The organism is Amycolatopsis sp. GA6-003, from assembly GCF_046267895.1.
In the GTDB taxonomy this organism is placed as follows: domain Bacteria; phylum Actinomycetota; class Actinomycetes; order Mycobacteriales; family Pseudonocardiaceae; genus Amycolatopsis.
On sequence record NZ_CP176499.1, the window covers coordinates 5,254,207 to 5,275,731 of the forward strand.

The window sequence follows — 21,525 nt, forward strand, 5'->3', positions numbered from 1 at the left end:
AGGGAGAGACGATGACCAAGGCCAAGGGGAAGCCCACGCGGGAGCACGCCGCGGACAGCCACGACCTGATCCGCGTGCAGGGCGCCCGCGTGAACAACCTCAAGGACGTCAGCGTCGAACTCCCGAAGCGCCGGCTGACGGTGTTCACCGGGGTGTCCGGCTCGGGCAAGAGCTCGCTGGTGTTCAGCACGATCGCGGCCGAATCGCAGCGGCTGATCAACGAGACCTACAGCAGTTTCGTGCAGGGTTTCATGCCGACGCTGGCCCGGCCCGAGGTCGACGTGCTCGACGGGCTGACCACCGCGATCATCGTCGACCAGCAGCGGATGGGGGCCGATCCGCGTTCGACGGTCGGCACCGCCACCGACGCCAACGCGATGCTGCGGATCCTGTTCAGCAGGCTCGGCACGCCGCACATCGGGTCGTCGCAGGCGTTCTCGTTCAACGTCGCGTCGATCAGCGGCGCGGGCGCGGTCACCGTGCAGCGCGCCGGGAAGCAGGTCAAGGAGCGGCGCAGCTTCAGCGTCACCGGCGGCATGTGCCCGCGCTGCGAGGGCCGCGGTTCGATCAACGACATCGACCTTTCGCAGCTGTACGACGATTCGAAATCGCTCGCCGAGGGCGCGCTGACCATTCCCGGCTACACCCCGGGCGGCTGGAACTACCGGCTCTACACCGGATCCGGACTGATCGACCCGGACAAGCCGATCCGCAAGTACACGAAGCGCGAGCTGCAGGACTTCCTGTACAAGGAACCGACGCGGATGAAGATCGAAGGCATCAACATGACCTACGAGGGTCTGGTGCCGAGGATCCAGAAGTCGTATCTGTCCAAGGACGTCGAGGCGATGCAGCCGCACATCCGCGCGTTCGTGGACCGCGCGGTCACCTTCGCGACGTGCCCGGAATGCGACGGGACTCGGCTCAGCGAGCTGGCCCGTTCGTCCAAAATAGACGGGATGAGCATCGCCGACGTGTGCGCGATGCAGATCAGCGATCTCGCCGAATGGGTCGGGAAGCTGTCCGATCCGTCGGTGGCACCGCTGCTGAAGTCGCTGCACGAGACGCTCGAATCGTTCGTGGAGATCGGGCTCGGCTACCTGTCGCTCGACCGGCCGGCGGGCACGCTGTCCGGCGGCGAGGCGCAGCGCGTGAAGATGGTGCGACACCTCGGATCGTCGCTCACCGATGTCACGTATGTCTTCGACGAACCCACCATCGGCTTGCACCCGCACGACATCCAGCGGATGAACGACCTGCTGCTCCGGTTGCGGGACAAGGGAAACACCGTCCTGGTCGTGGAGCACAAACCGGAGGCGATCGCGATCGCCGACCACGTGGTCGACCTCGGGCCGGGCGCGGGCACCAACGGCGGCACGGTGTGTTTCGAGGGCACTGTGGACGGTCTGCGCGCGAGCAAGACGTTGACCGGCAAGCATTTGGACGACCGTGCCGCGCTCAAGCCGTCGGTGCGGGAGCGCACGGGCGTGCTGGAAATCCGCGGCGCGAACACGCACAACCTGCAGGACGTGGACGTCGACATCCCGCTCGGTGTGCTGTGCGTGATCACCGGCGTCGCCGGGTCGGGCAAGAGTTCGCTGATCCACGGGTCCATCCGGGAATCCGACGACGTGGTTTCGGTGGACCAGGCCCCGATCCGCGGTTCGCGGCGGAGCAACCCGGCGACCTACACCGGGCTGCTCGAACCGATCCGCAAGGCCTTCGCCAAGGCCAACAACGTCAAGCCCGCGCTGTTCAGCGCCAACTCCGAGGGCGCGTGCCCGAACTGCAACGGCAACGGCGTCATCTACACCGACCTCGGGATGATGGCCGGGGTGGCCACCACCTGCGAGGTCTGCGAGGGCAAGCGGTTCGACGCCTCGGTGCTGGAGTACCGGTTCGGCGGGCGCGACATCAGCGAGGTGCTCGCGATGTCGGTCGCCCAGGCCACCGCGTTCTTCGCCGAGGGCGACGCGAAAACCCCGGCCGCGCACCGGATTCTCGAGCGGATGGAGCAGGTCGGGCTCGGCTACCTGACCCTCGGCCAGCCGCTGACCACGCTGTCCGGCGGCGAGCGGCAGCGGCTGAAGCTGGCCACGCACATGGGGTCGAACGGCGGCGTGTACATCCTCGACGAGCCGACCACCGGCCTGCACCTCGCCGACGTGGAACAGCTGCTCGGGCTGCTGGACCACCTGGTCGACTCGGGCAAGTCGGTGATCGTCATCGAGCACCACCAGGCCGTGATGGCGCACGCCGACTGGATCATCGACCTCGGCCCCGGCGCCGGGCACGACGGCGGCCAGGTGGTCTTCGAGGGGACGCCCGCCGAGCTGGTGAAGAAGAAGCGGACGCTGACCGGGAAGCACCTGGCCGCCTACGTCGGCTAGCGCAGCGGCGGCCGCCGGTCGAGCCAGGGCAGCGCCTGCTCCAGGGTGCGGGAGACCTGCACCAGCAGGTCCTCCCGCCAGGGCGCGGCCACGAGCTGGACGCCGACCGGCAGGCCGCTGACCTCGTCGTGGTGCAGCGGAAGGGAGATCGCGGGCTGGCCGGTCACGTTGAACAGCGACGTGAAGACGCCCATCGGATACGCGGCCAGCACCGGATTCCCGCTCTCTCGCCACGCGCCGATCTTCGGCGGCAGGCAGGCCATGGTCGGCGTGACCAGCAGGTCGAAGCTGTCGGTGAAGGCCTCGACGATGCGGCGCGAGAGCACCTGGGTCTGGTGCACGCTCTCCGCGTACGTCCAGGAATCGACCGACTTCGCGGCTTCGCGCTGTGCCCGGTTGTGCGGTTCGACGCGGTCCGGGTCGACCACCGGGATGCCCGCGCTGGCGACGTGCCAGACCTTCAGGAACGTCGAGATCAGTTCTTCCGACGTCGGCAGCGGAAGCGGTTTATCGACAATCCGGTGTCCGGCCTCTTCGAGCGCACGAAGCGTTTTGCCGACCGCGGCCAGGCAAGCCGGGTCGACGGGGATGCCGTCGATCAACGAGGTCGTGAGGACGCCGATCCGCAGGCCAGCGGGTGGTTTCGCGGCCAGTGCGCCGGCGAGCGACCGCGTGGGCGTCGGCTGCGACCACCACGCGCCCGGGTCGTGCTTCGCGAGCACGTCCAGCGCAGCGGCGGTGTCGGCCAGCGTCCGGCTGACGACCCCGCTGGTCGCGAAGCCCTCGACCTCCACCACGGCGTTCGTGACCAGCCCGCGGGTCGGCTTCAGCCCGACGAGACCGGTGCACGACGCCGGCATGCGGATCGATCCGCCGCCGTCCTCCGCGTGCGCGATCGGGGCCATTCCCGCGCTGACGGCGATCCCCGCGCCGCTGGACGAACCGCCGGGCGTGCGGTCCGGGTCCCACGGATTGCGCGAAATGCCCTGCGCCTCGCTTTCGGTGAACGGCACCGCGCCGAACTCCGACGTCGTGGTCTTGCCGAGCGGAAGGAAGCCCGCGTCGGTGAACCGCCGCACGATCGGGTCCGACTTCGGTTGCGGAGCGCGGTCGGTGGCCAGCGAGCCGTAGGTGGTCGGCCAGCCCGCGACGTGGACGAGGTCCTTGATCGGCAGCGGTACCCCGTGGAACGGCGGCAGGTCCTCCGGCCTGGACCGCACCACGGCGTCCGCGGCGGCTTTCGCGGCGGCCCGGACCTCATCGTCGGCGCGGAAACAGAAGGCGTTGAGCTTCGGATCCAGCTCGGCGATGCGGTCGAGGCAGCAGTCAGCGACCTCGACCGGGCTCACCTCCTTCGCGCGGATCGCGGCGGCGAGTTCTACTGCGGAATTGATCATCACGGATCCCCTTTCCGGTACCCGTTCAGCCTGGTCGGGACCGCGGCCGCCGGTCTTGGAGAAATGTCGCGGCCCCGAATGTGGCTACGCTGGCGGCATGCGACCAGCCGAATGGGCTCGCGACGGGGCTGCGGTGTGGGGCATTGCCGTGCCTTCCCGGCCGAGTCGGTTGCCCGGCGTGCAGATGGCCGGGTTCGTCGGGGACACCGTGGATCTGGTCGATTTGACGGTGGTCCCGTACCCGGCGGTCACCCTGTTTCTCAACCTCCGCGAGCGGCTGCTGGTCAACGACGTGGCGCGCGGCAACGTTGTCGCCGGGCTCGCGCCGCAGGGAATGCGCGTGCGCGGGCAGGGCATCGAATGCGTGCAGATCCGGCTCTCGCCCGAGGTCGCGCACGCGGTGCTCGGGACGGACCTGAGCGGCGAGGTCGTGTCTCTAGAGGACGTCTGGCCGACCGAACTTCCCGAGCGGCTGCGCGCGCTCAGTTCCTGGAACGACCGGTTCGCGCTGGTAGAAGCCGCGCTGGGCAAACGGTTCGAGGCTGGCCGGACGGTCGACCCGGAAGTCGCCTTCGCCTGGCGGCGGATGGACGCGCACCGCGGTCAGGTGCGGATCGAGCAGCTGGCCGACGAGACCGGGTGGAGCCGGAAACGGCTGTGGTCCCGGTTCCGCGGCCAGCTCGGGCTCAGCCCGAAACGCGCCGCGCAGCTGGTCCGGTTCGACCACGCGGTGCACCGGCTCGCCGCGGGGGAAAGCCCGGCGTCGGTGGCCGCGGAAAGCGGATATGTCGACCAGTCCCACCTGCACCACGAGGTCAAAGCCTTCGCCGGAGTCACCCCCTCCGCCGCCGCGAACGCGCCCTGGCTCGCGGTCGACGAGGTCGCCTGGTCTCGCCCCCGCTGCGCGAACGGGTGATCGCAGTAGGCATGATCGCGGAGTGACTTCCCTCCGGCCCCCCGCTGTCGCGCTGCGCCGGTGGCTAGACGACGCCGGCGCCCGCCGACCGGCGGTGTTCGCGCTGGTCCTCGCGTCGGTCGCGGCGGCAGCGGTGATCCTGTGGCTCGTCTGCACGATGTGGCCGCTCGACCTCGAGATCTACCGGTCCGGCGCGCGGGCGCTGGCCCAGGGCGACGACGTCTACGGCCCGCTCCCGCCGACCCGCGCCGGGCTGATCCTGCCCTTCATCTACCCGCCGTTCGCGGCCGTCGTGTTCCTGATCTTCGCCGCGCTGCCGTTGCCGTTGGGCGCGATGGTGATGCTCGCCGTTTCGCTGACCGCGCTCTGCGGGACTGTCTACTTCGTGGTGCGGCCGCATGCCCAGCGACGGACTGCGTTGCTGGCCGCGCTGCTGATCGGAGCTGGGTCGCTGGCTTTCGAACCAGTTCGCGAAACGTTGTGGTTCGGGCAAATCAACCTGCTGCTGATGGCGCTCGTGGTGCTCGACTGCCTCGGCCCCCGCACCCGGCTGCCCCGCGGCGTCCTGCTGGGCCTGGCCGCCGCCATGAAGATCACCCCGGCCGGATTCCTGCTGTTCTTCCTGCTGAAAAAGGACTTCCGCGCGGCCGTGACGACCGTGGTCACCTTCGTGCTGGCTGGGGTGGCCGGATTCGTGATCGCGCCGGAAGCGTCGACGAAGTACTGGTTCGGCGGCGGGCTGACCGGTGCGTCCGGGATGAGCGGGTCGATTTTCGCGACCAACCAGACCATCCAGGGCGCGGTGCACCGCTTCGGACTTCCGGATACGCCGACGTTGATCCTGGTCGCGGTACTGACCTTGGCCGCGCTCGCGCTGACCATCCCCGCGATGCTGCGCGCCGACCCGCCGATGGCGTTCCTGCTCAACACCGCGGCGATCCTGGTGTGCTCGCCGATTTCGTGGTCGCACCACTGGGTGTGGATCGTGCCCGCGATCGTGCTGTTCGCCGCTCGCGCACACACCCGGATCGCGGTCGCCGGATTGGTTGCCGTGGCGGCGATTTTCGTCCTCGCACCGCATTCCTGGCTGCCCAAGAACGGGTACCTGGAGTTGTCCTGGGGACCGGTCGAGCATCTGGTCGGCAACAGTTATTTGCTGCTGGCGCTGGGCTTTCTCGGCTGGCAGTGCTACGCGACGCGCCGTCAAACCGCCGCGGTCTGAGCCAGCAACGGTTCCGGCAGTTTTTCGGAGTGGAGTACGTGCAGCGTGCTGACCGCTCGGGTGAGCGCGACGTACAACCGTTGCAGCCCACGCTCTTCCGCCGCGACGATGTGCGCCGGTTCGACCACCAGAACCGTGTCGTACTCCAGCCCCTTCGCCAAACTCACTGGTGCCAACGTGATCCGGGCCGTGCCCTCGCTGCCGAGCACTGTGTAGTCCAGCCCGCGCTCGGCAAGCGCCCGGCCCAACTCGGCGACCTCCGTGTCCGCGGCCAGCAGCCCGATCGACCCCTCCTGCTTCAACGCCTTCTCGCAAGCATCGACCGCGGCGGCGACCGGCTCGTCCGTTTCGGTCAGCTGCAAGGCATCCGCGGAATGCCGGAACGACGTGGGACTGCGCAGCTCCGGAGCGATGTGCGGAAGCAGCCGAGCCGCGAAATCGAGAACATCCGCCGGAACGCGGTAGCCGTGGGTGAGTTCTTCGATCCGCCCGCCTGGCCGGCCCAGGTGAGTGAGCACGGTGGCCCAATCGCGGACCGCGGACGGACTGGTCGCCTGCGCGACGTCGCCGAGAACCGTGCACGCACCAGCCAACCGGCGCGCGATCGCCCGCAAATGCATCGGGCTGAGGTCCTGCGCCTCGTCCACCACGACGTGCCCGAGCTTCGCCGGACGTTCGATCAGCGCCGCGACCTCGTCCAGCAACGCCAGGTCGAGCGTGGACCAGGTCATCGCCTTCCAGCTGCGCGGCCGCGGCCGAAGCAGCGCTTCCTGCTCCTCGGCAGTGAGGATTCCGTCGGCCGCTTCCGCGAGAGTTGCTTTATCGGTAAGCAGGTCGTAGACGAGCGGTGCTGGTTCGACCGCCGGCCACATGTCCCGGACCGCCTTGTTGATCGCGGCGTTGCGGCGAAGCTGAGGAAGGGTCGCGCTCGTACCGCCGGACCGCTCCATCTCCCGCAGGATCCGATGCGCGAGCCGCTGGGCCAGCAATTCCCGCCCGGCGCTGTAGTCCGCGCCGCGGCTGAGGATTTCGGTGAGTTCCTCGGCGATGTCCTCGGGATACAGCCGCCAGGTGCGGTGCTGGTACTTCACTTCGAGCGTCCGGTCGACCGGCTGAATCCGCGCCCAGAGCTGCCTCCGGACGACCTCCGCCATCCGCACGTCGCCCTTGATCCGCGCGGTCCGCGGCTCGTCGACGTACCCGGCCGAGCGGCCCGCCCCGGTCAATTCGTCAATCGTGGCTTGGGAAACCGCCACCTCGCCGAGCGCCGGAAGCACGCCCGCGATATAGGTGAGAAACGCCCGGTTCGGCCCGATCACCGCGACCCCGCCGGCCTTCTGCAGCCGCACCCGCTCGGTGTAGAGCAAATACGCCAGCCGATGCAGACCCACCGCGGTCTTGCCGGTCCCCGGCGCGCCCTGAACGCAGATCGTCCGGTCGACCGGCGCGCGCACGAGCCGCATCTGGTCCGGCTGAATCGTGGCGACGATGTCGCGCATCGGCCCCTGCCGCGGCCGCTCGATCTCCGCGGTGAGCAGCCGATTCGCCGAGGAACCCGGCCGATCGAGCGGCTCGTCCTCGTACGCGCTGAGCACGCCGGCCTGGTCGAACCCGTACCGCCGCCGGACGCGAACCCCCATCGGATGATCGTGATCGGCTTCGTAAAACGCCCTGGCGAGCGGCGCCCGCCAATCGATCACCAGCGGTTCGCCGTCGTCGTCCCGAATTCCTCTGCGCCCCAGGTAAACCAGGTCCTGCTCGGGCGATCGAGTATGCGACCCGCGAGCGGCTTCGTAGACCTCGCCCGGCGGGTAGTCGAGCCGGCCGAAGAAGAGCGGCGCGTCGTCGATATCCGCTAGCTCCTCGGCGATCTCGATGCGAAACTGCCTGAGGACGTGGTTGAAGTACTTGTCGTCGACCGCGTCGCCCTCGCCCATCCCCGTCGCGATCGCGTTCTTGATCTCCGCCCGCATGCGGTCCAGCTCCGCGCGACAGGCCTGGAGATACTCGCGCTCCGCCCGGATCTCTGGTTCCACTTCCCGCCCCCCTGATTTCTTGCCTGAGTTAAATATACAACTCAGTCAAGTTATTATCCGGGTTCGGGTTCGGGTTAGGCTGACGCCCGTGTCAGGACTGCGCGAGCGCAAACGCCGCCGCACGAGGGAAACGATCGCCTCCGCGGCACTCCGCCTGTTCCGGGAATCCGGCTTCGACGGGGTCTCGGTAGCCGACATCGCCGCAGCGGCCGAGATCTCGAAGCCGACGCTGTTCGCGTACTTCCCGACGAAGGAAGACCTGGTCATCCACCAGTTCATGGACGACAACGGCCCCGCGGAGATCGTCCGCACCCGCCCGGCCGGGATGTCGGCGCTGTCCGCGCTGGAGGAATCTTTCCTGAACCGCCTGGCCGAACGCGACCCGCTGACCGGCCTGAACGACTCCGCGGACGCGATCACGTGCCACACGCTGCTGTACTCAACGCCAGCCCTCCTGGCCCGGCTGGCCACGTACCTGTTGGAGAAGGAACAGGACTTGGTGGACGAACTGCAGGCGTCGTGCGGGGTGAGGGACGAGTTCACCGCCCGGCTGGCGGCTTCGCAGGTCTTCGGGGCGCAGCGGATCTTGGGATTTCACAACGCCCGGGAGATCCATGGGGGGCGAAGCGCCGACGAGACGTATCCGGACGCGGTAGCGCGGGCGAAGGCGGCTTATCGGATGCTGCGGGAGGGTCTGTCTTCGGTGCTGTGATTCAGTCCGCGGGCCAGGAGTAAGACAGCTGGTAACGGTCAGCTGCTAAGACCATGTCGTTGATCTCCAGCGGAGAACTGTCCGCGCCGCAGGCAATCCGGGTCACCGTCAGGACGGGCGTTTCCGCGGAGAGCTGTAGAAGCGCGGCTTCTTCCGCCGTCGGCATCCGCGCACCGACCTGCTCGACGAACGATCCAAGCGGATGGCCAGCCTCTTCGAGCCGTGCGTAGGTTCCGCCGGGTCCGGTATCGACGTTCTCGATGGCAGTGCCGCGCGTTAGCTCGCGCGAGAGACGCGACACGGAAAGCTGCACCGGCCGGCCGTCCGCTAGCAGGACCCGATCCCGCACCGTGACCTCGGTGCCTTCCTCAATCGCCAGATGCTGGGCCACCCGGGCATCTGCCTGCTCGAACCGGACTTCCACCGACGCGGAGGGAACGAATCCACTGGCGGCGGCGTCCGCGAGAAACGCGGCCTGGTTCTCTGCCCGAGCCGCGCGCGTCAGTCTGCTCTGGGAGCTGCGCTGGATGCTGTCGGGCTGGACGGGTTCGGCCATGCACCTCATCTTGGCCCCGATGCCAACGACGAGAAAGAGCCAGACCTGACAAGGCCTGGCCTACTCGCTAACTAGGTTCTGGCCCGCCCTGTCGTCCGGACCATCCGGCATCAGCCAACGACATCCGCCAGCCGAGCGACTTCATCCAGATCATCAGTCACCGGAACGAAGATCAGCTCATCCACGCCCAACTCACCGAATTCCGCGATGGACTTCCGAACCATCTCCGGAGAAACACAAGGCACCACACTGTCCGCGACTTCCTTCGGTGCCAACCGGTAAAAGTCCCGAACATTCGCCACCCCGGCCTCGACGTCTCCCAAAACGAAGTACGCCAACGAAACCAGCCGCGGCGCCCCCTCCCGGCCGCCCTCGTTCCAAGCGCGTTTCGCCGCTTCGAATCGAGGCGCGGTCGTCGCCACCGATCCCGAACCGGCGATATATCCGGTGCCCCACCGGACCATTCGCTGCAACGCCTGCTCGGTATAGCCGCCGAACAACATCGGCACCTGCCGCGTCCCCCTTGGCACCGCCGCGTTTTCCCCGCGAGGTTTGCCGCCCCACACTTCGCGGTACGTTTCCAGGTCGGCATCGAATCGCGCGCCCCGGCCACGCGCGCCGAGCCCGGGCACGGTGAACTCCTCTTCTCGCAGCCCCACCCCGACCCCGAACGTCAGCCGATGTCCGGAAACCCCGTCAATGCTCGCGATTTCCTTCGCCAGCAACGCAGCCGGCCACGTCGGCGCGAGCAAAACACCGCTGAGCAGCCCGATCCGCTCCGTCGCCCCAGCCGCGGCGGCCAGCGCGACCGTGTCGCTCACTCCCGGATACGCGTACCTGCCGATCGTCGCCAAGGAGGAAAAGCCCGCCTCCTCCGCCCGCGCCGCCCACCGCGGCACGACCGTCGGAGACACGTCGCGCACTTGATTCGGAAGCCCTATGCCAATTCGCACCAGATGATCCTCTCGACCTGTTGCCAGACCCGGCGTTGAATGACAGCATGCTGTCATGTCCGACAAGTTAGCGATACGACAGCATGCTGTCAAGAAGGCCTGTGCCGCCTACAACGACCTGATGGACGAGGTCATCCGGCTCTCCGACGTCCTGGAAGCGGTCGGCAACGGCATCGCCCGCCCCACGGGGTTGAGCGTGGCGCGGTACCAGGTGCTGGCCGCGGTCGACGAGGAACCAGCGCCGGTCGCGGCGATCGCCTCCCAGCTGGGCCACACCAGGCAGAGCGTCCAACGCGTCGCCGATCTGCTGGTCGACGACGACCTGGCCCGCTACCGCCCGAACCCCGCGCATCAACGCGCCAAACTGCTCGAAGTCACCCCGGACGGCCGCGCCGCATTGCACCGGATGCAAGCGGCGTACGACGATCTGGCCCTCCGGACCACCGATGGCCTTGACCTCGAGCGCCTCGAATTGGCCCGGCAGACCCTGATCGAACTGCAACATCGGTTGCGCTCCGAATTGCCCTCAGCCAACTGAAGCCGGGGGTAGAGCCGAACGACCTCACGAAATCCGGGGCAAAAATTGAAGTGGGCGACCTTTCGCGGCTGGCCGCCCACTTCACATTGACAGCTCATCTCGTGGCATACCTCCCCCACAGAGGCGCCACGCCGGATGACCCTTGACGCTAGTTCAGTTGGCAGATTTGCTGCGCGGCGCGTACCTGCCCCCTGGGGGTGCCAGCGCTGCGAAGGTGAGCAGCTTGAGTCATCTTGAGCAACATGGATCAAGGTGGCGAAACTGGCCCATAGCGAACTGGAGCTCACATCCTTATTGCATTACCAAGTTTTCCGCTGACTGCCGCACTGAAATCTCGGGCGCACTAAGCCTAATGAACACACCGTCGAAAACCAAGCATTAAGCGGCATGCAAGGAATTGCATCAGGTATAAGCATTGTACTAGAAGAATTTCAAAATAGTAACTTCGTCATCATCAGGGCTATTGCGAACGAGCACTTGACCGTCTTTTGCCCAAACTTCCTCCAAGTATGCGTACACCTGGAGAGCCCTGTTAATTGTGTCGGTCTTGGAGTCGCCGGTAATATTGACCGCCCTCTCCAGTGCGCGAGAAGCGCGAGGTGCCAGGTTGACCGTCACCCGCTCAAGGCCGCCGCCACCGCCACTCTTGCCCTCTGGCGGCTGCTTACCTGGCCCAGCCTTCGACCTCAAGGTCTCTTCTTGAACATCTTCGTCGACCGTTCCAGCCATCACGTTGTCACCCTTCATTCCGCGGAATCGACCCCCAGTCAAACAGGAGCGAACCGTCATCGCCTTACCGGGAATTCCCTCGATCCCGACAGGCGGAATTGTCGCCGCATAAGCGACTGTTTTTGCAGCATGTTGCGCCAGCCCTCGCTCGGGCGCAGCTTGCCGCAGCGCGCCGCAGACTCCTCTCGCCGAGGCCGCGAACGCTCATAGTTCTCCTCAACTACAGCTACCCACGGTTACTCTTCCATTACCACCTGCACTCCCCGCTGGCTCTGCTGGGGCGTTCTAGCAGGCTTCCCGCTCGCAAGATCTGCCAGTCATCTTGCGTTCCCTGACACTGAGTTGTCAACCCAAGATACATGCAAGAGCTGTATATGAGACGCAGAACTCCACGTTCGACTGTCCCATGGTAAAGCCCTGTCTTCCACTGCTCACATGAGGCCCAGCTGATGCAGGCAGCATGCCTGGGCACCTCGGGCAAGCCCTCGAAGATGCCCTGAAAGGGTGACAGTGAGTAGTGGTTGATTACAAGTATCTATTGACAATTTGTTGACAAATTGTGTCAAAAATGGCCGTTATTGATCAACCGAATGTACTGATCGGTAGCTTATCGGACGTGGTCTAGTCCACTTCCGGTCGGCCAGAGCTGGCGCGTCTTAGCAGGTAGAGGTATCTACGAACGGCGACAACGTTGACATCTACAGCAGTCGGAAATTGTTTTCGGCACGTGGAGAACCCGGTTTGAGACTTGCCCGCACTGCATGGCACGATCGGGTAGCCCGCAATCTCCACTGCTGGGCACTCTGAGCATGCGGCAGTCGTTGCGACTGCAGAGATGAGACGGGGCAGAAAACTTGAAGGCTGACCGCATTCGCGCAACCGACGCGCTTGATACGCCGCTTGACCTGACGAAACACGTCATACATAAGGGCAAGACCATCACATCACCCACATGACTGGTAGCCTCGATCTTCGGAAGCTCGGGTCGGCTGCCACGAGGCCCTCACGCTGCACCAAGTTCCATCCCGTGTCCGGGCAAAGAATGCCCGGCCACGCTCACCGAGACTGAGAAAGGCAAACGCCTGTGGCTGAAGAGGTAGTGCGCAAGACGGAGCTGGAGCAGCTCCCAACCGACCGCGGGCAACACGCCGTCCCGCATGAAGGCGAGCGAATCCCCCTGCGACTCAGCGCAGAGGCCGGCTTCAGCAAGGACGCGAACGGTACGGTTGCATACGCACGGGCGTCTGCCGAGGCGCTGGACGATGGGAAATTCGGCAGGCATCTTGGCTTGACGGTGCCGGTCCTGCTCGGTTCCGCCGTACCCGGTATCGCCGTCGCGGGGATCCTTGCGTTCGCCTCTGCGGCCGCCTGGTTAATCATCGCGGGTGGAATCGGAGCGATGCTCGTTCTAGCGCTCGTGCTGGTGATGGTACGGAAGCCGCACGGCAACTGAGATTTCGGGCAGTGGCGGTACGAGAAGTTCGACCCAACTAGCCTTTGGACAACTGCGAGCGGGCCGCTCGGGGCCCGCTCGCAGTTGGCACTCCCCGACTAAGTGAGAACGGCTAACGCCAGTTCAGCCAGAGGCAGTTGGCTCCCCAGTTATCGCGCGCGTTCTTGGACAACGCGGATACCGTCGTGGTGGCGTACGACGAACTAGCGGCTTGGCCATGATGCCCAAGAACCGAATGTCCTGGTCAAGATGGTGGACCTGAGGGGAATCGAACCCCTGACCCCCGCCTTGCAAAGGCGGTGCTCTACCAATTGAGCTACAGGCCCGGTGCGGACCGGGGTCCGCGAAGCATGACGTCAGTTGCGCGAGGCGTCCGCGGCCTTGGCCGGCGCGCTGCCGTTCGCCGACGGGGCGGCAGGCGTGGTGGCTTCGCGCCACAGGTCAGCCTCGGCCTTGGCCGCCTTGTTCCGCTTGACGACGAACAGGACGCCGCCCGCGACGACCGCGAGTGCCAACAGCTTCTTCACCTGAAGCCCCCTTCTGAGTGCTTGCGCTACCCCACGATGCTACCGGACCCGCCGCGCGTCCCGTCCAGCGGTTCCGTTCCACGTGGAACACCGGGAATATCCGGAGCGAGCGGTCCGTTGAATCGGATGGCCCGAGCGGCCACGCACCACTCAGCCCTGCCGGTCCTTCTCTTCCCGGCAGGGCTGACTCGTCTCCGCGAGCCGGGCGCGGGTGCCGGCGAGGCCCGATTCGACCAGGTCAGGGCGGTCGTTCTCCAGTCCGTACGTCACCTCGTACCACGGACCCAGCTGATTCCACGCCCACGCGCGACGGCGCAGTTCCGGCGTGACGTCGTACTCCTCCGAGAACGCCGCGACGCACTCCGCCGAAGTCCAGTGCAACAGCCACGCCAGGTCCCGCGCGGGGTCGCCGAGCGACAAGTCGGTCCAGTCGATCACCCCGCTCGCCCGGCCGTCCTGCTTCAGCAGGTGCTCCGGCCCGAGGTCGGCATGGATGACGGTGTCCGCTGGATAATCTCGGACCTCCGCCAGCAGCGCCCGCCCGCGATCGGCCAGCGGACCCAGCAACGGCGGGACCGCGTCGAGCGCCAGGATCTCCGGCTCGGCACCGAGTTCCCGCGCCTTGGCCGCGTCCGCACCGTGCAAGGCACGAAGGAACCGACCGAGCACGCGGCCGTCGTCGGCAGTCAGTTCACCCGGTTCGCCCGGCACCAGTTCATGCCGGACCACCAACGGATTTTCCCGCCACACCACCGGAATCGGCACGGCCAACGGCAACTGCGGAGCCAGCCACGGCAACACCCGCGTCTCCCGCAATAGCCACGCACGCACCTCCTCCCGTTGAGGCCGCCGCTCGACCCACCGCCCGTCGACCAGAGTCGCGACGCTGTCCCAACCCTCGCCCAGTTCCTCGCCGGTCACGCCGGAAGCCCGAGCGCGAACTCAATCTCCGAAACCTGGCCGCTGCCAAGGGAAAGCGCGCCGATCAGCTCCATGATTCGTTGCCGTTGCGCGGGAGTCGGCCGGAAATACATCGGCAGCTCCAGCCGATCCCGGTACGCCCCGGACTCCAGGTCGGCGATCACCGCTTCCCATCCGCCGAGGCTCCGGTGCAGCCACCATCCCCGACGCTGAATCGCGGGATCCGCAGAATCCTTCAGCGCCGCCAAATCCGCCAGCGACCACAACTGCGGGCAGCTGCTGAGCACGTCCCCGGCCAACCGGGCCACCTTCGAGTCCTCGCCAGTCATTTCCCGCAGCAGCCAATGCACTTCCGCGGCAACAGCTTTCCCGCGCAGCAACGACAAGCCGACCTTCTTCAACGCCAGATCCGCACTCCGCGCAAGCTCGACAATCTCCGCACGGTCCAGCTCAGCCCCAGCTTCCGCCAGCCCGACGTACGCGCGAGCCCGCACCACCGGCGCGGCAGAAGAACGCGCGACCGCCGCGTAACCCTCGACCGGATCGCGCCCCATTTCCTGCCAGCGCAGCCGCGCCCACATCCGCACCAGCACCGACCGGTCCACCAGAAGCCGTTCCACGTCAACGGGATCGAGCTGCTCCGCGGTCAGCTTCACCAGCCCCAGCACCCGGCTCTCCGCAGAGCGGCCGCGCAGCAACGACTCGGCGATGACGTCCGGCGTCCCCGCCTCCGCGATCACCTGAATCAACTTCCGCCGGACGACCTGATCCCGTTCCCGCGGCAGCAACCGGACCGCGTCCGGCAAACCGAACAGCCCGGATTCGAAGCTGCGCCGGAACGCGGTCCGCCGGACGTCAAAGTCCTCCGAACTCCGCAGGCACTCCCACACCGACGCCTCGCCATGCGCGTCAACCAGCGCACGCAGATAGCGCTCAAGCACCTGCGAACCCCGCCCCCGCTGCGAAATCCGTTGCAACAAGGGCACGACCTGCTCCGCCTGCACCAACGTCGTACGCCGCAGCACCTCCTGTTCAGCCAGCTCGCGAACCACCGCGACATGGTCGGTAACCCGCACCGCCAACGCCCGGTCGCTCACCGCACTAGCCGAAGCGCACAACACGCGAACGGCCTGCTCGCGAAGACGCCCGTCGGGGTGCATCGAAGCCAGCGCGGCGACAACCGGCGTCGCGTTCTTCAGCTTCCAGTCGCGAGCCCGCCCCAGCACCGGCACCGGATAGCGGGCCTGGCGGGCGTAGTAGTCGATCCGCAGCATCTCGCGCGCGGTCGCCGACGCGAGCCAGGCCTCGGCTTCGGCCAGACCAGACGAAAAACGCCGGTTGGCCGCGGCGAGGCTCAACTGCGCACGGATCTGCGCTGGGGTCTGCATGCCGCTGATTCTGGCGAGAATCCCGCTGAGCAGTCATCCGAAATATCCGGAAGCTTGCCGAGCCAAGGACGACGATCACGGGCGTGTTCCAGGCAAACACCACTGCATGCCAGCTGAGGGTAGGTCTGAGCGACGGTCATTCACTACCTCCAGAACCTCTTCGGCCTCGACTCGCCCACGCAATCGACCCAAGGCTTGGTGCTGAGCGACGCGCACAGCGCCCACCGTCGTGCCCAGCACCTCCGCCGTTTCGGCCGCCGATAACCCAACTACGACACGGAGCACGATGACCTCCTGCAGCAGCTTCGGCAGATGCGCCACCAGGCGCTGCATCCGGGCACCGGGATCAAGTGATTGCACAGCGGACCGACCAACCTCGACAGGCATGGAGCTGCTCAGGGATCGCGCGTCTCCGGTACCGACGGAACGCTCCGTCGGTGCTGTGCGTGCTTCGCTCCGCTTCGACTGGATCACCAGCAGACCACCCGGGGTGATCCCCTGGACCTCGACGTCGTGACCATGGTCATCGCAAACGCACGCTTTTTCAGTCACGAGCGCGAAGTTCGTCAACGGCCAAGAATGTCCAGTCGCAAAACGCAGTTCACCTCGTTCTCCCCATCGGAACTGCACGTCGAACGTCCGAGCCGCGAGAGAGTTCGGTTCCAGGAGTTTCGACGGCACGCACAGCACGGCGGACTCGAGCCTTGTCATGCTGCGGTCCTGGCTCAAGTTCGCCTGACGGTTGTCCCTGGCACGCCCAGCAGGCTCCGGGTACGGAACCGCTTGGCCGGCTTGCACGCGGGTTTCTCTGACATTTTCGGGTGTTTCGCTGTCTCGATGGTCGGCCAGGACAGTGTTGAAGATGGGTGTCGCACCGTCGTCGGTTTTTTCTGCGTCATCGTCAGCCAATTGACGGGCAAGGGTGTCTTCGCGCTCGTCACCCAGCGCGGTCCTGGCGGCCGGAATCGGCTCGGCGAACTCGAGGCTGATCCCGAGCATGGGCCTGGCGAACTCGACATTGTTGTCGACGGCGGTGGCCAGCCAGGACACGGCTTCCGAATAGCGCTGTTCGGTCATCTTCTGCAGTCCGATGCCGAACGATTCGTAGGCAACCTCAACGGTGTTGGCCAGCGTGGGCAGGACTCGTCCGTGCTGGGCGATGTCAGCTTCGTTAGCTGCGAGAGCGCGGTCCATGACGTGGTCGATGTCGAACCGGACGTCGTTGCCGTCGAGGGGCGGAAGTGCGCTCATCGCTGAACCTCCGGTGCGGTCGTGCGGTGACGGGCGAGCAGCGGTGATTCTCTGAGCTTGGCCAGCCCGCGCTGTTGCAGCGACTTCACGGCGTTGACCGTGGTCTTGAGCAGTGCGGCGGTGTCGTCGAGTTCGCACTCAAGTCCATAGCGAAGCTCAAGGACTTGCCGTTGCCGCGTCGGCAGCGTGCGCAAAGCCTTCCTGATGATGTCCTCGGTGAACAACCCGGCTCGAAACTCGGAGTCCAACAGGTTGCTGGCGGTGTTTTCGAGCAGTCTCGCGAGCGTCGCGCCGTCGATGGGCATCGGCGGCTTGCTCTTCTTGCGCAACTGGTCCACGCACCGGTCCTCGGTGATCTGGAACAACAGTCGACGGGGCTCGCGCAGCGCCCCTTTGGCCTGCCAACGGCGGGTGAGTTCGTAAAACGCGGTCGCAGCGACCTCTTCGCCGGCCTGCCGGTCGCCGCCCAGCCTTTTTGTGGCGTAACCGATCACAGCCGGGATGACGGTATCGCGGATGGACTTCATCGCGGCCCGGCCGTAGAGAACGGCGGGCTGGTGGCGGAACGCTTCCTCGGGCGTCGGCTCCCCAGCGGCATCACGATGGTGGTCATCGTCTTCTCCTCCAGGACACTCCGAAGGGCTCGTCATGCCGTCTCCGGAGCAGCGGGCCCGAGCGTGACCGACCACTCGCCCCCGGCGGGATCGCGGCTGACCACCTGGGCAGGCCGGCCGGAGTCGCTCAGGATCTGCGCCGCGTCGACGAGCGTCGCGCCCCGGTCTCGGGCTGCCAATCGACGAGTGCGCAGGCCGACCAGGTGAGCCAGCAGACGCACCAGCGATCGTGGGCGCGGGATCGTGACGAGGTCCGACTCGGGGAAATCGGGGAAGAAGGTGTTCGAGGTCATCGGGAGGACCTCCTTTCGCTCTACCCCTTCAACCGAGGGTGGGCTCTCGAAAGAATCGCACCGGGCGAAGATCTTCTTGGCAGAGTCTTCCGACTGCCTGGCCCGAGATCCGCAACGACAGATGCGGAGGCCACGGACTTCTCGAAGCGACAGTCATCCGAAATACCAGAAAGGCCGGTCCGCGACTGCGAACCGGCCTTCCGGAAATGTGGGCCCACCAGGACTTGAACCTGGGACCTCTTCGTTATCAGCGAAGCGCTCTAACCGCCTGAGCTATGGGCCCGTCGAACGAGGAGAACTCTACCGGACCCCTCATCCGCCCTTGCAACCGGGTTACTCTCGTTCCGAGAGCGTGACCTCCAGGCCGCCCGCGAGGTCGGCCGACACGTTGTAGATGAAGGCGCTCACCGTGGCCAGCGCGGACACCAGCACGATGTTGATCGCCCCGAGGATCGCCGCGATGCCGAACACGCGACCGGCGCTGATCAGCGGTTCCGCGGACGCGTTCGCGCCCTCGCCGCCGACCAGGGACGAGTACGTGCCGTTCAGCTTGTCCCACACGCCCATGCCGTCGAGCACCGTGTAGAGCACGCCGACCGCGACCAGCCAGACGAAGAACATCGCGACGCCCAGCACCAGCGCCAGCTTCAGCACCGACCACGGGTCGAACCGCTTGATCTGCAGGCTCGCCCGCCGCGGGCCGCGGCCGGGGCGGCGCAGTGCGCTCGGCGTCGGCCGGGTGCGGCCCGCGGGCGGTACGTCGGCCGCCGCCGGCGGCGGGGCCTCGCCTCCGAAGAGCCGGGGCGCCGCCGAACCGGTCACCGGGTAGTCGTTCTCGGCCGCGGCCGGCTCGGGGGCCGCGGTGGGCACGTCCTCGGTCGCGATCCGCGCCGTGGCCATGGCCTCGGAGTCGCCGCCGCCGTCCTTGGCGGTGCGCTGCCAGGGCGGGTTGGCCGACGCGTCGTCGGCCTTGTCGGATGGTGCCACGTTGAGTCAGTCCTTACCCGTGCGTGGGGCGCCGATCACTGCTCCGGCGCCGTGCCGTCTTCTGCTGTGGGCTCCTCTGGCGTAGCCTCCGCCGCCTCTTCCGAAACCGTCTCGGAAGCCGGAACTTCCGGAGTTTCCCCGGCGGAGTCCTCGCCACCATTGGCGACGTCCGAACCCTCGTCCGCGTTGCGTGCGACCGCGAGAAGAGTGGTGCCGTCGCCCAGGTTCATCAGCCGAACGCCCTTGGTCTGCCTGCCCGCCTTGCGCACGTCCCGCGCCGGCGTGCGGATGACCCCGCCGCTGGACGTGATGGCGAACAGCTCGTCGTCCTCGTCGACGATGAGTGCCCCCACCAGCCTGCCACGTTTGCTGTCGTGCTGAATGGTGAGCACGCCCTTGCCGCCGCGGCCCTGTACCGGATAGTCCTCGATCGGCGTCCGCTTCGCATACGCGCCGTCCGTGGCGACCAGCAGGAACTTGTCCGGTTTGACCACGCTGATGCCGAGCAGTTCGTCACCGTCGTTGAACCGCATGCCCAGCACGCCCGAGGTCGGGCGGCCCATCGGGCGCAGCGCCTCGTCGGTCGCGTGGAAGCGGATCGACTGGCCGCCCGCCGACACCAGCAGCAGGTCGTCCTCGGCCGCGGCCAGCACCGCGCCCATCAGCTCGTCGCCCTCGCGCAGGTTGATCGCGATGAGCCCGCCCGCGCGGTTGGAGTCGAAGTCGGTGAGCTTCGTCTTCTTCACCAGGCCGCGCTTCGTGGCGAGCACCAGGTACGGCGCGACCTCGTAGTTGGGGATCTCGATGACCTGGGCGATCTGCTCGTCCGGCTGGAACGCGAGCAGGTTCGCCACGTGCTGGCCGCGCGCGTTGCGGTTGGCTTCGGGCAGGTCGTAGGCCTTCGCCCGGTACACCCGGCCCTTGTTCGTGAAGAACAGGATCCAGTCGTGCGTGGAGCACACGAAGAAGTGCTGGACGATGTCGTCCTGCTTCAGCGTCGCGCCCTGCACGCCCTTGCCGCCGCGCTTCTGCGAGCGGTACAGATCGGTTTTCGTCCGCTTGGCGTAGCCCGTGCGGGTGATGGTGACGACGACGTCTTCCTGCGCGATCAGGTCCTCGACCGACACGTCGCCGTCGAACGGGATGATCTGGGTGCGCCGGTCGTCGCCGTACTTGTCGACGATCTCCATCAGCTCGTCGCGGATGATCGCGCGCTGCCGCTCGGGCTTCTCGAGGATGTCCTTGAGGTCGGCGATCTCCAGCTCGATCTCGGCGAGGGTGTCGATGATCCGCTGCCGTTCCAGCGCGGCCAGCCGGCGCAGCTGCATGTCCAGGATCGCGGTGGCCTGGATCTCGTCGATCTCGAGCAGGTCCATCAGGCCGGGCCGGGCCTCGTCGGCCGAGGGCGACCGCCGGATCAGGGCGATCACCTCGTCCAGCATGTCGAGCGCCTTGACCAGGCCGCGCAGGATGTGGGCCCGTTCCTCGGCCTTGCGCAGCCGGAACCGGGTCCGCCGCACGATCACGTCGACCTGGTGCTTCACGTAGTGCCGGATGATCTGGTCGAGCCGCAGCGTGCGCGGCACGTCGTCGACCAGCGCCAGCATGTTCACGCCGAAGTTCTGCTGCAGCTGGGTGTGCTTGAACAGGTTGTTCAGCACCACCTTCGCCACCGCGTCGCGCTTGATGGTGATGACGATCCGCATGCCGGAACGGCTGTTGGACTCGTCCGCGATGTCCGCGATCCCGGTGATCTTGCCGTCGCGCACCAGGTGCGCGATGTTCTCCACCAGGTTGTCCGGGTTGACCTGGTACGGCAGCTCGGACACGACCAGGATGGTGCGGCCCTTCGCGTCCTCTTCCACCTCGACGACCGCGCGCATCCGGATCGAGCCGCGGCCGGTGCGATAGGCGTCCTCGATGCCGGACGTGCCGAGGATCATCGCCTTGGTCGGGAAGTCCGGGCCCTTGATCCGCACGAGCAGCGCGGCCAGCAGTTCGTCGTCGGTCGCGTCCGGGTTCTCCAGCGCCCACACGACGCCTTCGGACACTTCGCGCAGGTTGTGCGGCGGGATGTTGGTCGCCATCCCGACCGCGATCCCGGAACCGCCGTTGACCAGCAGGTTCGGGAACCGCGACGGCAGCACGTCGGGCTCCTGGGTGCGCCCGTCGTAGTTGTCGCGGAAATCGACGGTGTCCTCTTCGATGTCCGCGAGCATCTGCATCGCGAGCGGCGCGAGCCGGGACTCGGTGTACCGCATCGCGGCCGCCGGGTCGTTGCCCGACGAGCCGAAGTTGCCCTGCCCGTCGATCAGCGGGTAGCGCAGCGACCACGGCTGGGCGAGCCGCACGAGCGCGTCGTAGATCGCCGAGTCGCCGTGCGGGTGGTAGTTGCCCATGACGTCGCCGACGACGCGGGAGCACTTGTTGTACCCGCGGTCCGGGCGGAACCCGGAGTCGAACATCGAGTACAGGATCCGGCGCGCCACCGGCTTGAGGCCGTCGCGCACGTCCGGCAGCGCCCGCGACACGATGACGCTCATCGCGTAGTCGATGTAGGAGCGCTGCATCTCCTGCTGGATGTCGACCGGTTCGATCCGGTCGTGTTCCGGCGGCAAGGTTTCCGTCATGGGGTCCTTCTC

At 66.8% G+C, this 21,525-nt stretch carries 17 protein-coding genes, 2 tRNA genes and 2 pseudogenes; 6 read left to right on the forward strand and 15 right to left on the reverse strand.

What is annotated here, in order from left to right:
- Positions 1-11 precede the first annotated feature (11 nt).
- Positions 12-2,390 (forward strand): ATP-binding cassette domain-containing protein, encoded by a 2,379-nt coding sequence (locus F9C12_RS23620; RefSeq protein ID WP_409184032.1) that lies wholly within the window; start codon positions 12-14, stop codon positions 2,388-2,390.
- Here the strand turns inward: F9C12_RS23620 and F9C12_RS23625 are convergent.
- Positions 2,387-3,787: an amidase gene (locus F9C12_RS23625; RefSeq protein ID WP_409461877.1), complete on the reverse strand. Its 1,401-nt coding sequence runs from the start codon at positions 3,785-3,787 to the stop codon at positions 2,387-2,389. The two genes, F9C12_RS23620 and F9C12_RS23625, sit on opposite strands and share 4 nt — an antisense overlap.
- Before the next feature lie 97 nt (positions 3,788-3,884).
- Between F9C12_RS23625 and F9C12_RS23630 the strand changes: the two genes are divergently transcribed.
- Positions 3,885-4,703, forward strand: coding sequence for a helix-turn-helix domain-containing protein (locus tag F9C12_RS23630; RefSeq protein ID WP_409461878.1), 819 nt, complete (start codon positions 3,885-3,887; stop codon positions 4,701-4,703).
- 22 nt (positions 4,704-4,725) lie between these two features.
- Positions 4,726-5,925: a glycosyltransferase 87 family protein gene (locus tag F9C12_RS23635; protein ID WP_409461879.1), complete on the forward strand. Its 1,200-nt coding sequence runs from the start codon at positions 4,726-4,728 to the stop codon at positions 5,923-5,925.
- Here F9C12_RS23635 and F9C12_RS23640 read toward each other — a convergent pair.
- Positions 5,907-7,961: a HelD family protein gene (locus F9C12_RS23640; RefSeq protein WP_409461880.1), complete on the reverse strand. Its 2,055-nt coding sequence runs from the start codon at positions 7,959-7,961 to the stop codon at positions 5,907-5,909. The genes F9C12_RS23635 and F9C12_RS23640 overlap by 19 nt on opposite strands.
- A gap of 88 nt (positions 7,962-8,049) precedes the next feature.
- Between F9C12_RS23640 and F9C12_RS23645 the strand changes: the two genes are divergently transcribed.
- The gene (locus F9C12_RS23645) at positions 8,050-8,673 is read left to right on the forward strand and encodes a TetR/AcrR family transcriptional regulator (RefSeq protein ID WP_409461881.1); all 624 of its coding nucleotides are present in this window, start codon (positions 8,050-8,052) and stop codon (positions 8,671-8,673) included.
- Position 8,674: 1 nt separating this feature from the next.
- On the opposite strand, the pseudogene F9C12_RS23650 reads toward F9C12_RS23645, so the two are convergent.
- Together F9C12_RS23650 and F9C12_RS23655 are read right to left on the reverse strand one after the other, a co-directional pair.
- Positions 8,675-9,211, reverse strand: a pseudogene (locus F9C12_RS23650) (GntR family transcriptional regulator); the annotation flags it as partial.
- A gap of 128 nt (positions 9,212-9,339) precedes the next feature.
- Positions 9,340-10,239 carry an LLM class flavin-dependent oxidoreductase gene (locus F9C12_RS23655; RefSeq protein WP_409467058.1) on the reverse strand — a complete coding sequence of 300 codons (900 nt, stop codon included), beginning with the start codon at positions 10,237-10,239 and terminating at the stop codon, positions 9,340-9,342.
- Here F9C12_RS23655 and F9C12_RS23660 point away from each other — a divergent pair.
- Entirely contained in the window at positions 10,238-10,720 is a 483-nt protein-coding gene (locus F9C12_RS23660) for a MarR family winged helix-turn-helix transcriptional regulator (protein ID WP_409461882.1), read from the forward strand. The two genes, F9C12_RS23655 and F9C12_RS23660, sit on opposite strands and share 2 nt — an antisense overlap.
- A gap of 420 nt (positions 10,721-11,140) precedes the next feature.
- On the opposite strand, the gene F9C12_RS23665 is transcribed toward F9C12_RS23660, so the two are convergent.
- Positions 11,141-11,467: a hypothetical protein gene (locus F9C12_RS23665; RefSeq protein ID WP_409461883.1), complete on the reverse strand. Its 327-nt coding sequence runs from the start codon at positions 11,465-11,467 to the stop codon at positions 11,141-11,143.
- 1,066 nt (positions 11,468-12,533) lie between these two features.
- Here F9C12_RS23665 and F9C12_RS23670 point away from each other — a divergent pair.
- Entirely contained in the window at positions 12,534-12,902 is a 369-nt protein-coding gene (locus F9C12_RS23670) for a hypothetical protein (RefSeq protein ID WP_409461884.1), read from the forward strand.
- Between the two features lie 250 nt (positions 12,903-13,152).
- Here the strand turns inward: F9C12_RS23670 and F9C12_RS23675 are convergent.
- From F9C12_RS23675 to gyrA, 10 genes and pseudogenes are all read right to left on the reverse strand, one after another.
- A tRNA-Ala gene (locus F9C12_RS23675) sits at positions 13,153-13,228 on the reverse strand.
- Positions 13,229-13,258: 30 nt separating this feature from the next.
- Positions 13,259-13,429 carry a DLW-39 family protein gene (locus F9C12_RS23680; protein WP_020663676.1) on the reverse strand — a complete coding sequence of 57 codons (171 nt, stop codon included), beginning with the start codon at positions 13,427-13,429 and terminating at the stop codon, positions 13,259-13,261.
- Between the two features lie 150 nt (positions 13,430-13,579).
- Positions 13,580-14,350 carry a phosphotransferase gene (locus tag F9C12_RS23685; RefSeq protein ID WP_409461885.1) on the reverse strand — a complete coding sequence of 257 codons (771 nt, stop codon included), beginning with the start codon at positions 14,348-14,350 and terminating at the stop codon, positions 13,580-13,582.
- Positions 14,347-15,738 carry a hypothetical protein gene (locus F9C12_RS23690; protein WP_409461886.1) on the reverse strand — a complete coding sequence of 464 codons (1,392 nt, stop codon included), beginning with the start codon at positions 15,736-15,738 and terminating at the stop codon, positions 14,347-14,349. Before F9C12_RS23690 ends, F9C12_RS23685 begins: the two co-directional genes overlap by 4 nt.
- 150 nt (positions 15,739-15,888) lie before the next feature.
- Positions 15,889-16,074: pseudogene (locus F9C12_RS23695) on the reverse strand (sigma factor-like helix-turn-helix DNA-binding protein); the annotation flags it as partial.
- Between the two features lie 911 nt (positions 16,075-16,985).
- Positions 16,986-17,639 carry an RNA polymerase sigma factor gene (locus tag F9C12_RS23700; RefSeq protein WP_409461887.1) on the reverse strand — a complete coding sequence of 218 codons (654 nt, stop codon included), beginning with the start codon at positions 17,637-17,639 and terminating at the stop codon, positions 16,986-16,988.
- Positions 17,636-17,896 (reverse strand): hypothetical protein, encoded by a 261-nt coding sequence (locus F9C12_RS23705; protein WP_409461888.1) that lies wholly within the window; start codon positions 17,894-17,896, stop codon positions 17,636-17,638. The genes F9C12_RS23700 and F9C12_RS23705 overlap by 4 nt, the downstream gene beginning before the upstream one ends.
- A 209-nt stretch (positions 17,897-18,105) precedes the next feature.
- A tRNA-Ile gene (locus tag F9C12_RS23710) sits at positions 18,106-18,179 on the reverse strand.
- A 50-nt stretch (positions 18,180-18,229) separates the two neighbouring features.
- Positions 18,230-18,883 carry a DUF3566 domain-containing protein gene (locus F9C12_RS23715; protein WP_409184049.1) on the reverse strand — a complete coding sequence of 218 codons (654 nt, stop codon included), beginning with the start codon at positions 18,881-18,883 and terminating at the stop codon, positions 18,230-18,232.
- Between the two features lie 35 nt (positions 18,884-18,918).
- Positions 18,919-21,513 carry a DNA gyrase subunit A gene (gyrA, locus tag F9C12_RS23720; RefSeq protein WP_409461889.1) on the reverse strand — a complete coding sequence of 865 codons (2,595 nt, stop codon included), beginning with the start codon at positions 21,511-21,513 and terminating at the stop codon, positions 18,919-18,921.
- Between the last annotated feature and the right edge of the window lie 12 nt (positions 21,514-21,525).

Coding starts and splice junctions, on each gene's coding strand:
- F9C12_RS23620 (WP_409184032.1), top strand. CDS start 12: ATGACCAAGGCCAAGGGGAAGCCCACGCGGGAGCACGCCGCGGACAGC.
- F9C12_RS23625 (WP_409461877.1), bottom strand. CDS start 3,787: ATGATCAATTCCGCAGTAGAACTCGCCGCCGCGATCCGCGCGAAGGAG.
- F9C12_RS23630 (WP_409461878.1), top strand. CDS start 3,885: ATGCGACCAGCCGAATGGGCTCGCGACGGGGCTGCGGTGTGGGGCATT.
- F9C12_RS23660 (WP_409461882.1), top strand. CDS start 10,238: ATGTCCGACAAGTTAGCGATACGACAGCATGCTGTCAAGAAGGCCTGT.
- F9C12_RS23655 (WP_409467058.1), bottom strand. CDS start 10,239: ATGACAGCATGCTGTCATTCAACGCCGGGTCTGGCAACAGGTCGAGAG.
- F9C12_RS23665 (WP_409461883.1), bottom strand. CDS start 11,467: ATGAAGGGTGACAACGTGATGGCTGGAACGGTCGACGAAGATGTTCAA.
- F9C12_RS23690 (WP_409461886.1), bottom strand. CDS start 15,738: ATGCAGACCCCAGCGCAGATCCGTGCGCAGTTGAGCCTCGCCGCGGCC.
- F9C12_RS23700 (WP_409461887.1), bottom strand. CDS start 17,639: ATGACGAGCCCTTCGGAGTGTCCTGGAGGAGAAGACGATGACCACCAT.
- F9C12_RS23705 (WP_409461888.1), bottom strand. CDS start 17,896: ATGACCTCGAACACCTTCTTCCCCGATTTCCCCGAGTCGGACCTCGTC.
- gyrA (WP_409461889.1), bottom strand. CDS start 21,513: ATGACGGAAACCTTGCCGCCGGAACACGACCGGATCGAACCGGTCGAC.